This is a genomic window from Pseudomonas sp. SLBN-26, from assembly GCF_006715895.1.
Taxonomy (GTDB): Bacteria; Pseudomonadota; Gammaproteobacteria; order Pseudomonadales; family Pseudomonadaceae; genus Metapseudomonas; species Metapseudomonas otitidis.
In genome coordinates this window covers 5,598,069-5,610,383 of sequence record NZ_VFOB01000001.1, presented here as the reverse complement: position 1 = coordinate 5,610,383, position 12,315 = coordinate 5,598,069, and the positions used below count along the sequence as shown (strand labels likewise).

The following is a 12,315-nucleotide window of genomic DNA, read 5'->3' as shown; positions in this document are numbered from 1 at the left end:
TGACCGCCGATGCCCACCAGAGTGCCCCGGCCCAGCGGCTCACAGCTTGACGTCGACCGCCTGGGCGGAACGGGTCGCCTTGGCGCGGGCCAGGTCGGTGGACTCGTCACGCGCCAGGGCTACGCCCATGCGGCGCTGGCCATCGACTTCCGGCTTGCCGAACAGGCGCAGCGCGGTGTCCGGCTCGCTCAGTGCGGCGGCGAGGTTGCCGAAGCTGACTTCGCCGGACTTGCCCTCCACCAGGATGACGGCGGAAGCCGACGGCCCCTGCTGGCGGATGGCCGGGATCGGCAGGCCGAGGATGGCGCGCGCGTGCAGGGCGAACTCGGAGAGGTCCTGGGAGATCAGGGTCACCAGGCCGGTGTCATGGGGACGAGGCGAGACCTCGCTGAACCACACCTGGTCGCCCTTGACGAACAGCTCCACGCCGAACAGGCCACGGCCGCCCAGTGCCTCGGTCACGGCCTTGGCCACGCGCTCGGACTCGGCCAGCGCCTTCGGGCTCATGGCCTGGGGCTGCCAGGACTCGTGGTAGTCGCCCTTCACCTGGCGGTGGCCGATGGGTGCGCAGAAGGTGGTGCCGCCGATGTGGCGCACGGTGAGCAGGGTGATCTCGTAGTCGAAGTCGATGAAGCCCTCGACGATGACCCGGCCCTTGCCAGCCCGGCCGCCTTCCTGGGCGTAGTCCCAGGCGGCCTGCAGGTCGGCGTCGCTCTTCAGCACGGACTGGCCCTTGCCGGAGGAGCTCATGATCGGCTTGACCACGCAGGGGTAGCCGACGCTGGCCACGGCGGCGCGGTAGTCCTCGAAGGTATCGGCGAAGTGGTAGGGCGAGGTGGGCAGGCCCAGTTCCTCGGCCGCCAGGCGCCGGATGCCCTCGCGGTTCATGGTCAGCTGCGCGGCGCGGGCAGTGGGAATGACGGTGTAGCCCTCGGCCTCCAGCTCAACCAGGGTGGCGGTGGCGATGGCTTCGATCTCCGGCACGATGTAGTGCGGCTTTTCCAGCTCGATGACACGGCGCAGGGCCTCGCCGTCCAGCATGCTGATGACATGGCTGCGGTGGGCGACCTGCATGGCCGGTGCGTTCTCGTAGCGGTCCACGGCGATGACTTCAACGCCCAGGCGTTGCAGTTCGATCACCACTTCCTTGCCCAGCTCGCCAGAGCCGCAGAGCAGTACACGGGTCGCGCTCGGCGACAGCGGGGTTCCAATACGGGGCATCGGTGTTTCCTCGAAGGATGAAGAGTCGGTGAGGCGCCGGCGCGACCGGCGCCTGGAAGGGTCAGGCCATCAGCTGGCCCTTGTCGCGCGCGCGCTCCAGGCAACGGGCCAGGACCTCGCGGCGCTCGGTGTTGTCCATGCGCCCCCAGCGGCTGATTTCATCAATGCTGCGCTGGCACCCGAGGCAGGTATCGTCATCGTCCAGCGCACAGACGTGTACGCAAGGGGACGGTACGGGGCGTTCGATTTCCATCAGTCTTCCTGTTCGACCAGCTCGCGGGCGTAGCGCTGGGCGTTGTGTACGTAGTGGGCGGCACTGGCTTCGAGCATTTTCTTCTGTGGCTCGGTCAGCTCGCGGACGATTTTACCGGGAGAGCCCATCACCAGCGAGCCATCGGGTATTTCCTTGCCCTCGGCGATCAGCGCGTTGGCGCCGATGATGCAGTACTTGCCGATCTTCGCCCCGTTGAGGATCACCGCATTGATGCCGACCAGGCTGTAGTCGCCGACCGTGCAGCCGTGGAGCATGGCGTTGTGACCGACGGTGACGCCCTTGCCGAGGGTCAGCGGGTAGCCCATGTCGGTGTGCATCACCGCGCCGTCCTGCACGTTGCTGTGCTCGCCGATGTGGATCAGCTCGTTGTCGCCGCGCAGCACGGCACCGAACCAGACGCTGGCGCCCGCCTCCAGGCGCACCTTGCCGATCACCGAGGCGTCGGGGGCGATCCAGCTGTCTGGATGGGTTTCGACACGGGCGTTGCCCAGGCGGTATTTCATCAGGCGCTCCTGTATGCGGGACTCAGGTGAGTTTGACGAAGGATTCCGGCGGCTCGCGCAGCTCGATGCCGGCATCGAAGATGAGGTTGACCAACTCCACCACCATGATCGCGGTGAGGCCCCAGATCTTGTACCCGTCGTAGTGATAGCTGGGCACGTACCAGCTCTGCCCGAGGTAGTCGATGCGGTGGGTGACCTCGCGGGGGTCATCACGGAAGAACGACAGCGGCACGCTGAACACCGAGTCGATCTCGCCCCGGTTGGCGTGGTACTCGACGTAATCGGGCACCAGCCCGACATAGGGCGTGACCTTGATGCCGTGGCGGGACACCAGGGTGCTCAAGGGTCCGACCACTTCCACCAGGCCTGGCGGCAGGCCGATCTCCTCTTCTGCCTCGCGCAGGGCGGTGTGGATCAGGTCGTGGTCCTCGGGGTCACGTCGTCCACCGGGAAAGGCCACCTCGCCGCCATGGGTGGACAAGCCACTGGCGCGCAGGGTCAGGATCAGTTCGGGTTCGTCGCTGCGGGTCACCGGCACCAGAACCGCCGCTTCGGGAAAGCTGCGCTCGATGGGCAGGTCGGTGGGGGAATGGCTCCGCACCCGGCGGAGAAGCTCATCCAGCATGGAAGGTCTCGGTCTCTTGTTGTGCCGGGCATCATGGCACGAACCGCCAGGGGCCCCCAAGCCCCGTTCCGCCCTTCGATCCGGCCACCCGCCACGCTTGCCGAGCCCCTGGCCGGCGCGCCAAGATGACGACCTCCAACCGAGGGCCCCCGATGAAGTTCTGCAGCCAGTGCGGCACCCCCGTGGTGCAACGCATCCCCCAGGGCGACAACCGCCTGCGTCACGTCTGCGATGCCTGCGACACGGTGCACTACCAGAACCCGCGCATCGTCTCCGGCTGCCTGCCGGTCTGGGGCCAGCAGGTGCTGCTGTGCCGCCGGGCCATCGAGCCCCGCCGTGGCTACTGGACGCTGCCGGCCGGCTTCATGGAGAACGGCGAGACCATGGAACAGGCCGCCGCCCGGGAAACCGCCGAGGAGGCCTGCGCCCGGGTCCACAACCTGCGCCTGTACACGCTGTTCGACCTGCCCCACATCAGCCAGGTCTACACCCTGTTCCTCGCCGACCTCACCGACCTGGACTTCGCCGCTGGCGAGGAAAGCCTTGAGGTGCGGCTGTTCCACGAGCACGAGATCCCTTGGTCCGAGCTGGCTTTTCCCACTGTGGGCCGTACCTTAGAATGCTTCTTCGCCGACCGGGTGCAGCAGGTCTACCCGGTGCGCAACGAACCGCTGGCCCCTCTGGTGGCCCATGACAAGAAAGCCTGATCGCTGCCAACACGTGTTCCCGGGGATGCTGTAGATGCGCTGGATGCTCCTAGCCTTTGTTTTCCTGTTCACCACCCTTTCCCACGCCAGCGCTGCACCCGCCCTGGGCGGCAAGCCCATCGACAAGGTGCTGGTGGTGAAGTCCGAGCGCAAGCTGCTGCTCATGAATCGCGGCGACATCCTCAAGAGCTACCGCATCTCCCTGGGCAAGCAGCCCAACGGGCCGAAGCTGCGCGAGGGCGACCAGCGCACCCCCGAGGGCTTCTACTGGATCGACTGGCGCAAGACCAGCGACAAGTTCAACCTGGCCATGCACATCTCCTACCCCAACGCCCGCGACGCCAAACTGGCCCGCGAAAAGGGCGTGCCCCCGGGCGGCATGATCATGATCCACGGCACCCCGCTGGACGAGGAGTACCCCGAGTGGTACTTCCACACCCTCGACTGGACCGAAGGCTGCATCGCCATGAAGAACGCCGACATGCGCGAGATCTGGAGCCTGGTGAAGGACGGGACGCTGATCGAGATCCGCCCCTGAGCCCAGCCCCAATAGAAAAGGCGCCTTGAAGGCGCCTTTTTCATGCCTGGTCGATCAGCTCAGAACACCAGGTCCGACAACCGCCACACCTCGAAGGCCGGGGTCTCGTAGGGATGGGCCTTCTTCAGGGCCCGCACCGCATCGTGGATCAGCTCGTCGGCTACCACCATCTCCACCTTCCACTCGGGCAGATGCTCGACCTGCCCCACCTGGCCGATGAACGGGTCGGCGCCATCGAGGGGCCTGAACTGCCCCTGACCCAGGGCCTGCCAGGAGCAGCTGTCATAGGCGCCGATGCGCCCTCCACCCGCTGCGAAGACCGCCTGCTTGACGGGTTCGACATGGGACTCCGGCACATAGAAGCACAGCTTGTACATCAATAACTCCGTCAGGAAATTACAGGCTGGACAGTGATGGCACGATGATGCCACTTAATCGAGGCCGTCCGCCAAGATTTTATGAATCCGTGAAATCGACCCGCCATTCGACTAGCGGGAAGGTGTCGCGTTCAGCCGGGTCCGGAAAAAACGACGGTTCACCGTCCGGCCCAGAAGCGCCGCCAACGCGCCTTGAAACCGACGGCTTCGGGCGCATGGCTGCCATCGCACCAGGGCAGGCGACGGGATCGACCACAACGACAGAGCAGGAGGATACGCGGGCGTTCGGCCTGGAAGGCGAGCCCTTGTCGACAATCGAGGGGACAGTCGGGAAGCCGGGGCGAATGCCCACAGCGGCAGAGCAGGAGGCGCACGCCAGGCTCGACCTGGCGCACTTCGGGCAGCCTGCCCTCCTCCCCCGGGGCCGGGAGAGGAGGGCCGGCAGGGTCGTCAGTCGACCCAGACACGCGCGTTGCGGAACATGCGCATCCAGCCGGCGTCTTCCTGCCACTCGTCCGGGCGCCAGGAGTTCTGCACGGCGCGGAACACGCGCTCCGGGTGCGGCATCATGATGGTCACGCGGCCGTCGCGGCTGGTGAGGCCGGTGATGCCACGGGGCGAGCCGTTGGGGTTGGCCGGGTAGCTCTCGGTGACCTTGCCGTGGTTGTCGACGAAGCGCAGGGACACGCAACCGGACAGGTCCGCCTCCAGCAGGGCTTCCTCGCTCTCGAACTCGGCATGGCCTTCACCGTGGGCGATGGCGATGGGCATGCGCGAACCGGCCATGCCACGCAGGAAGATCGAGGCCGACTCCTGCACCTGCACCATGGCGACGCGCGCCTCGAACTGCTCCGAGCGGTTGCGCACGAAGTGCGGCCAGAACTCGGTGCCGGGGATCAGCTCGTGCAGGTTGGACATCATCTGGCAACCGTTACACACGCCCAGGGCGAAGCTGTCCTTGCGCTCGAAGAAGGCCTGGAAGCCATCACGGGCACGGGCGTTGAAGAGGATGGACTTGGCCCAGCCCTCGCCGGCACCGAGCACGTCGCCGTAGGAGAAGCCACCGCAGGCCACCAGGCCCTTGAAGTCTTCCAGGCTGATGCGACCGGCGAGGATGTCGCTCATGTGCACGTCGATGGCCGAGAAGCCGGCGCGGTCGAACGCCGCCGCCATCTCCACCTGGCCGTTGACGCCCTGCTCACGCAGGATCGCCACCTGGGGACGCACACCCTTCTTGATGTAGGGCGCAGCGATGTCCTGGTTGACGTCGAAGGACAGCTTGGCGCTCAGGCCGGGGTTCTCTTCGTCGAGAAGGACGTCGAACTCCTGGTCGGCACACACGGCGTTGTCCCGCAGGCGCTGGATCTGGTAGCTGGTCTCGGCCCACTGGCGCTGCAGCATGCGGCGCTCGCCGGTGAAGACCGCCTCGCCATTGAAGGCGATGGCGACGCTGGCACTGTTGAGCGGACGGCCGATCACCGCCACGCAATCGCCCAGGCCGGCAGCGCTGAACTGGGCCAGCACCTCGGCGGTGGCGCCCTGCTGGACCTGGATGACGGCACCCAGCTCCTCGTTGAACAGCACGGCCGGCAGCTCGGCGGCGGCATCGGCCAGGGCGTCCAGTTGCAGGTCCAGGCCACAGTGGCCGGCAAAGGCCATTTCCAGCACGGTGGTCATCAGGCCACCGTCGGAACGGTCGTGGTAGGCCAGCAGCAGGCCGTCCTGGTTCAGGCCCTGGATCACCGCGAAGAAGGCCTTCAGGTCCTCGGCATCATCCACGTCCGGCGCGGCCTGGCCGAGCTTGGCGTAGGTCTGGGCGAGGATCGAGCCGCCCATGCGGTTCTGGCCACGGCCCAGGTCGATGAGGATCAGGTCGGTGTCACCCTTGTCCAGGCGCAGCTGCGGGGTCAGGGTGCGGCGCACGTCCTGCACCGGGGCGAAGCCGGAGATGACCAGGGACAGCGGCGAGGTGACGGACTTGTCCACACCCTCGTCCTGCCAGCGGGTCTTCATGGACATGGAGTCCTTGCCCACCGGGATGGTGATGCCCAGCGCAGGGCACAGCTCCATGCCCACGGCCTTGACCGTGTCGTACAGGCGCGCGTCTTCGCCGGGGTGGCCGGCGGCGGCCATCCAGTTGGCGGACAGCTTGATGTCGGAGAGCTTCTCGATGCGTGCCGCCGCCAGGTTGGTGATGGCCTCGCCGACAGCCATGCGACCGGACGCCGGGGCATCCAGCAGGGCCAGCGGGGTGCGCTCGCCCATGGCCATGGCTTCGCCGGTGTAGACGTCGAAGCTGGTGGCGGTCACGGCGCAGTCGGCTACCGGCACCTGCCAGGGGCCGACCATCTGGTCGCGGGCCACCAGGCCGGTGATGGTGCGGTCGCCGATGGTGATCAGGAAGCTCTTGCTGGCCACGGCCGGGTGGCGCAGCACGCGGGACACGGCGTCTTCCAGCGCAACAGTGGTGGCGTCGAAGTCATCGCCCTGCTCGGCTTCACGGGTGACGCTGCGGTGCATGCGCGGCGGCTTGCCCAGCAGCACGTTGAGCGGCATGTCCACCGGCTTGTTGCCGAAGTGGCTGTCGGCCACGGTGAGGTGCGGCTCTTCGATGGCCTCGCCGACCACCGCGAAGGGGCAGCGCTCGCGTTCGCAGATGGCCTTGAAGCGCTCGAAGTCAGCGGCATCGACCGAGAGCACATAGCGCTCCTGGGACTCGTTGCACCAGATTTCCAGCGGGCTCATGCCCGGCTCGTCGTTGGGCACGGCGCGCAGTTCGAAGCGACCACCGCGGCCGCCGTCGTTGATCAGCTCCGGCAGGGCGTTGGAGATGCCGCCGGCACCCACGTCGTGGATGAACTTGATGGGGTTCTCGGCGCCCAGCTGCCAGCAACGGTCGATCACTTCCTGGCAGCGACGCTCCATCTCGGGGTTGTCGCGTTGCACGGAGGCGAAGTCCAGGTCAGCGGAACTGGCGCCCGTGGCCATGGAGGACGCGGCGCCACCACCCAGGCCGATGAGCATGGCCGGGCCACCGAGGACGATCAGCTTGGCGCCGATGGAGATCTCGGCCTTCTGTACGTGGTCCGCACGGATGTTGCCCATGCCGCCAGCCAGCATGATCGGCTTGTGGTAGCCACGCACTTCTTCGCCACGGGGCGACTGGACCGCCTGCTCGAAGGTGCGGAAGTAGCCGTTCAGCGCAGGGCGGCCGAACTCGTTGTTGAACGCGGCACCGCCCAGCGGGCCCTCGATCATGATGTCCAGCGCGGTGACGATGCGCTCGGGCTTGCCGTAGGGCTTCTCCCAGGGCTGTTCGAAGCCGGGGATCTGCAGGTTGGAAACGGTGAAGCCGGTCAGGCCGGCCTTCGGCTTGGCGCCGCGGCCGGTAGCGCCTTCGTCACGGATCTCGCCGCCGGAGCCGGTGGAGGCGCCGGGGAACGGGGCGATGGCGGTCGGGTGGTTGTGAGTCTCCACCTTCATCAGGATGTGCACGGGCTCTTCGGTCGCGCCGTACTGGCGGGTGGCCGGGTCGGGGAAGAAGCGGCCGGCGGTGAAGCCCTCGATGACCGACGCGTTGTCCTTGTAGGCGGACAGCACGCCTTCGCGGTTCATCTCGTAGGTGTTCTTGATCATGCCGAACAGGCTCTTCTCCTGCGCCTGGCCGTCGATGTCCCAGCTGGCGTTGAAGATCTTGTGGCGGCAGTGCTCGGAGTTGGCCTGGGCGAACATCATCAGCTCGACGTCATGGGGGTTGCGCCCCATCTCGTTGAAGCTCTTCACCAGGTAGTCGATCTCGTCATCGGCCAGGGCCAGGCCCAGCTCGACGTTGGCCTTCTCCAGGGCGGCGCGACCGCCCCCCAGGACGTCCACCACGGTGAGCGGCTTGGGCTCGGCATGGCTGAACAGGGCGGACGCGGCTTCCAGCTCGCCCAGCACCAGTTGGGTCATGCGGTCGTGCAGGACGCTGGCGATCAGTTGTGCATCGGCGTCCGACAGCTGACCAGCAACGTAGTAGGCGATGCCGCGCTCGATGCGCTGGATCTTCGCCAGGCCGCAGTTGCGGGCGATGTCGGTGGCCTTGCTGGACCAGGGCGAGATGGTGCCGAAACGCGGAACCACCAGGAACAGGCGCCCTGCGGGCTCCTGCACCGGTACGCTCGGCCCGTACTGGAGCAGCCGTGCCAGCACCTTCTCCTCAGCGGCGTCGAGCACGCCGGTGACTTCGGCAAAGTGGGCGAACTCGGCGTACAGACCGGAGACGGCGGGTACCTTCTGGGTCAGTTGCTCGAGCAGTTTGCCGTGACGGAAGGCGGAAAGGGCGGGGGCACCGCGCAGGATCAACATCGTCGGGACAGCCTCTGGGAAGGGGTGTACTTGGAGGCCGTGCATTCTAGCCTAAAGGACCTCTTTTCGGCACCTTCGACAAGGCGGGACGACAGCAGGCTCTGAGGACGCTGTATTCCCCGTCCCACGGCGCCTCAAGCCGTTTCGGTTAGCAGAGAAGAATCTCGCTGTCGAGATATGGCAAGAAACGGCGTTTGCGTATACTGCGCCGATGTTCACCCCACCCGTGTTCCGCACGCGCCGTGCCCTGTGGCTGATGGCGACCGGAATCCTCCTGCTGCTCGGCGGCTGCAAACAGCCCAATACCCTCGAGCGCATCCAGGAGGAGGGCGTCCTACGCGTGGTCACCCGCAACAGCCCGGCCACCTACTTCCAGGACCGCAACGGCGAAACCGGTTTCGAGTACGAACTGGTCAAGCGCTTCGCCGATGACCTGGGCGTACGCCTGGAAATCGAGACCGCCGACAACATCGACGACCTCTTCGGCCGCCTCGGCCAGGCCAAGGGCCCGGTGCTGGCCGCCGCCGGCCTGGTGGCCAGCGATGCCCGCCAGCGCCAGGTGCGCTTTTCCCACCCGTACCTGGAGGTCACCCCCCAGGTCATCTACCGCAACGGTGAACGCCGCCCTACCCGCCCGGAAGACCTGGTGGGCCAGCGCATCCTCGTGCTCAAGGGCAGCAGCCATGCCGAACAGCTCGCCGCCCTCAAGGCCCAATACCCGGAGCTGAACTACGAGGAATCCGACGAAGTCGAGATCGTCGACCTGCTGCGCATGGTGGATGAAGGCCAGATCGACCTGACCCTGGTGGACTCCAACGAACTGGCCATGAACCAGGTCTACTTCCCCAACGTGCGCGTCGCCTTCGACCTGGGCGACGCCAGCAACCTGGCCTGGGCCGTCGCCCCCGGCGAGGACAACAGCCTGCTCGACCAGGTCAACGGCTTCCTCGACAAGGCCAAGCAGAACGGCACCCTGCAGCGCCTGAAGGATCGCTACTACGGCCATGTCGACGTCCTCGGTTACGTCGGCGCCTACACCTTCGCCAAGCACCTGCAGCAACGCTTGCCCAAGTACGAACAGCACTTCCGCCAGGCCTCCCAGAGCAACCAGGTGGACTGGCGCCTGCTGGCCGCCATCGGCTACCAGGAGTCGCTCTGGCAGCCCACTGCCACCTCCAAGACCGGCGTGCGCGGCCTGATGATGCTGACCCAGGACACCGCCAAGGCCATGGGCGTGTCCAACCGGCTGGACGCCCGCCAGAGCATCGGCGGCGGCAGCAAGTACTTCGCCATGATCAAGGAAGGCCTCTCGGACGACCTCAAGGAGCCGGATCGCACCTGGTTCGCCCTGGCCGCCTACAACATCGGCATCGCCCACCTGGGCGACGCCCGCAAGCTGGCGGAAGCCGAAGGCCTGAACCCCAACAAGTGGCTCGACGTGAAGCAGATGCTGCCGCGCCTCTCGCAGAAGCAGTGGTACCGCAAGACCCGCTACGGCTATGCACGGGGCGGCGAGACGGTGCAGTTCGTGCAGAACATCCGCCGCTACTACGACATCCTCACCTGGGTGACCCAGCCGCAGATGGAGGGCACCGAAGTGGCCGAGGGCAGCCTCCATGTGCCGGGCATCGACAAGACGCCGCCGGCGGACGGTGCCAACGAGAAGCTCTGAAGCTCGAACCGCCCCCACAAAAAAGCCCGGCAGATGCCGGGCTTTCTCGTACCTGGGGTCTTACCAACCCGAAGGCAGCAGGTTCAGCGCGCTGCAGATCGCATAGGCCGCGCTGGCCAGGTAGATCATCACGATCACCACCTGGATGGCCGGGTGGGCGATCCAGCCACAGGACCAGGCCGGCTGCAGGTCACCCTGGCGGCGGGCCGAGCGCAGCATGAGGATCGGCATGATGGAGAGGATCACCCCACTGAAGGCACCGGCGAAGTACAGGGCGTTCACGAAGCCGACCATGCCGCTGTACGCCAGCACGAAGGGCGGCACGCAGACGATGCCCAGCACCACCAGGCGGGTCTTGGGCTGGGACTCGGAGCCGAGGGCATGGAACTTGTCGAAGATGTTGGTCAGGAAACTGCCGCCCAGACCCCAGTAGGAGGTGAGCATGGCGCACAGGGCGAAGGTGTTGGCGGTGTAGAACGCCCACTGGCCCAGCGCCTCGCCCCAGGCCAGGGTGGCCACCTCGGTCTGGCCGTCCAGGCCGGTCAGGGCGATCACCGACATCGGCACGATGGCCAGCAGGCAGAAGGTCAGCACCATACCGGTGATCACCGCCTTGGGCAGTTGCTCCGGCGCATGGCTGAACCCTCGGGCCATCTCCGGGACGATGTACTGCGCGGAGAAGCAGAACACGGCGATGTTGAACACCGGCACCATGTAGATCCAGTCACCTTCCAGCAGGCGCGCCACGTCGGTGTGCTCGTTGAGCAGGGTCGCCACCACCAGCAGCACGATCATGCTGACCATGCCGATGCTGATGAACTTCTCACCCTTGCCGATGGCACCCAGGCCCAGGTAGAGCACCAGCGCAGCCGGAATGAAGAACACCAGGCTGCCCACCGCCGGGCTGATGCCGAGGAAGGCCGCGAGGATCTTGCCGCTGCCGCTCATGTAGGCGATCAGTGCACCGATGCTGTTGACCGCCACCGACAGGAAGATCGCCCAGGAGCCGAACGACCCCACGTAGCGCTGGGCCAGGCCGCTCAACTGGGAGTGGGTGCGGGTGCGCAGGGCCGTCTCGGAGACGTAGAGCATGGAGATGGTGGTGAACACGCCGGCCACCGCCAGCCACAGCAACAGCGGCATGAAGCCGGCCTTGCGGCTGGCGTAGGCCATGGACAGCACGCCGGCGCCGATGTTGGTGCCCACGATCATGGCCACCGCTTCGAGGAAGGTCAGTCGCTTGACCTCCAGCCCGGACGCATCGACCGCGCCCTCTTCCGCCGCCCCGAGGTGGGACCGCACTTGCGTTTCACTCATCACAGCACCCTCGACAACATTCAACGGATCAGGAGGGCCACACCGAACTGCCACGGCCTTGCGTCATCGTCGAAAACGGGCACTGCGGGACAACGGTACTGCGGGCGCCTCCTGGCAATGCAACCTCCCAGCTCGATTCACCAAAGAACCGCTCTAGGACGCCACTTCTGGCGGCCGCGCACCTTAACACAGCATTTCTGTAGGACAAGACTGACAGCCTGCGACCTTGGTCGCAGGCCCTCAGCTCTCCCGACGGGCGGCGCGACGGGCCTGGAAGAAACCGGACAGCAGTTCGCTGCAGGCCTCCCCCAGCACCCCGCCTTCCACCAGCACCCGGTGATTGAGGAAGGCCTGCTCGAAGAACTGGCCACGGCTGATCGCCACCCCGGCCTTCGGCTCGGTGGCACCGTAGACCACCCGGGCGATGCGCGAGTGGACGATGAGCCCGGCGCACATGCTGCAGGGCTCCAGGGTGACGTAGAGGGTGGCCCCCACCAGCCGGTAGTTCTCCAGCGCCTGGGCCGCGTCGCGGATCGCCACCATCTCGGCATGGGCGCTGGGGTCGTGGCGGGAAATGGGGCAGTTGAAGCCGCGCCCCACCACCTGCCCGTCGTGCACCACCACCGCGCCCACGGGCACCTCGCCCAGGGCCGCACCCTCGGCGGCCAGGGCCAGCGCCTCCTGCATGAAGCGCTCGTCCTGGGTGCGGTCGATGAACATCGGCTGGCGCACGG

General features: G+C 66.7%; 12 protein-coding genes. 3 read left to right on the top strand and 9 right to left on the bottom strand.

Annotated features, from left to right (window positions below):
* Positions 1–39: 39 nt before the first annotated feature.
* From purT to FBY21_RS26010, 4 genes are all read right to left on the bottom strand, one after another.
* On the bottom strand, positions 40–1,221 hold the full coding sequence (gene purT / locus FBY21_RS26025) for a formate-dependent phosphoribosylglycinamide formyltransferase (protein ID WP_142014986.1): 1,182 nt from the start codon (positions 1,219–1,221) through the stop codon (positions 40–42).
* A gap of 61 nt (positions 1,222–1,282) precedes the next feature.
* Positions 1,283–1,474 (bottom strand): DUF1289 domain-containing protein, encoded by a 192-nt coding sequence (locus FBY21_RS26020; RefSeq protein ID WP_170832296.1) that lies wholly within the window; start codon positions 1,472–1,474, stop codon positions 1,283–1,285.
* Positions 1,474–1,998 carry a gamma carbonic anhydrase family protein gene (locus tag FBY21_RS26015; RefSeq protein WP_044405926.1) on the bottom strand — a complete coding sequence of 175 codons (525 nt, stop codon included), beginning with the start codon at positions 1,996–1,998 and terminating at the stop codon, positions 1,474–1,476. Before FBY21_RS26015 ends, FBY21_RS26020 begins: the two co-directional genes overlap by 1 nt.
* Positions 1,999–2,020: 22 nt before the next feature.
* Positions 2,021–2,623 carry a CoA pyrophosphatase gene (locus FBY21_RS26010; protein WP_142014983.1) on the bottom strand — a complete coding sequence of 201 codons (603 nt, stop codon included), beginning with the start codon at positions 2,621–2,623 and terminating at the stop codon, positions 2,021–2,023.
* Positions 2,624–2,775: 152 nt separating this feature from the next.
* Between FBY21_RS26010 and FBY21_RS26005 the strand changes: the two genes are divergently transcribed.
* A complete protein-coding gene (locus FBY21_RS26005) occupies positions 2,776–3,330 on the top strand; it encodes an NUDIX hydrolase (protein WP_044405930.1) in 555 nt (184 codons plus the stop codon).
* Positions 3,331–3,364: 34 nt separating this feature from the next.
* Positions 3,365–3,868 carry a murein L,D-transpeptidase family protein gene (locus FBY21_RS26000; RefSeq protein WP_069559298.1) on the top strand — a complete coding sequence of 168 codons (504 nt, stop codon included), beginning with the start codon at positions 3,365–3,367 and terminating at the stop codon, positions 3,866–3,868.
* 59 nt (positions 3,869–3,927) lie between these two features.
* Here FBY21_RS26000 and FBY21_RS25995 read toward each other — a convergent pair whose 3' ends face one another.
* The 3 genes from FBY21_RS25995 to purL all read right to left on the bottom strand — a co-directional run bounded on the left by FBY21_RS25995 (position 3,928) and on the right by purL (position 8,592).
* Positions 3,928–4,245 carry a YqfO family protein gene (locus FBY21_RS25995; protein ID WP_044405934.1) on the bottom strand — a complete coding sequence of 106 codons (318 nt, stop codon included), beginning with the start codon at positions 4,243–4,245 and terminating at the stop codon, positions 3,928–3,930.
* A gap of 158 nt (positions 4,246–4,403) precedes the next feature.
* Positions 4,404–4,619 (bottom strand): CDGSH iron-sulfur domain-containing protein, encoded by a 216-nt coding sequence (locus FBY21_RS25990; RefSeq protein WP_232060758.1) that lies wholly within the window; start codon positions 4,617–4,619, stop codon positions 4,404–4,406.
* 76 nt (positions 4,620–4,695) lie between these two features.
* On the bottom strand, positions 4,696–8,592 hold the full coding sequence (purL, locus tag FBY21_RS25985) for a phosphoribosylformylglycinamidine synthase (protein WP_142014979.1): 3,897 nt from the start codon (positions 8,590–8,592) through the stop codon (positions 4,696–4,698).
* A gap of 211 nt (positions 8,593–8,803) precedes the next feature.
* Here purL and mltF point away from each other — a divergent pair, with 211 nt between their 5' ends.
* Positions 8,804–10,264: a membrane-bound lytic murein transglycosylase MltF gene (mltF, locus tag FBY21_RS25980; protein WP_044405939.1), complete on the top strand. Its 1,461-nt coding sequence runs from the start codon at positions 8,804–8,806 to the stop codon at positions 10,262–10,264.
* 60 nt (positions 10,265–10,324) lie between these two features.
* Here mltF and FBY21_RS25975 read toward each other — a convergent pair whose 3' ends face one another.
* Together FBY21_RS25975 and tadA are read right to left on the bottom strand one after the other, a co-directional pair.
* Positions 10,325–11,581: an amino acid permease gene (locus tag FBY21_RS25975; RefSeq protein WP_044405941.1), complete on the bottom strand. Its 1,257-nt coding sequence runs from the start codon at positions 11,579–11,581 to the stop codon at positions 10,325–10,327.
* Between the two features lie 240 nt (positions 11,582–11,821).
* Complete coding sequence (gene tadA, locus FBY21_RS25970) at positions 11,822–12,313, bottom strand: tRNA adenosine(34) deaminase TadA (RefSeq protein ID WP_142014977.1); 492 nt, start codon at positions 12,311–12,313, stop codon at positions 11,822–11,824.
* Positions 12,314–12,315: the final 2 nt, after the last annotated feature.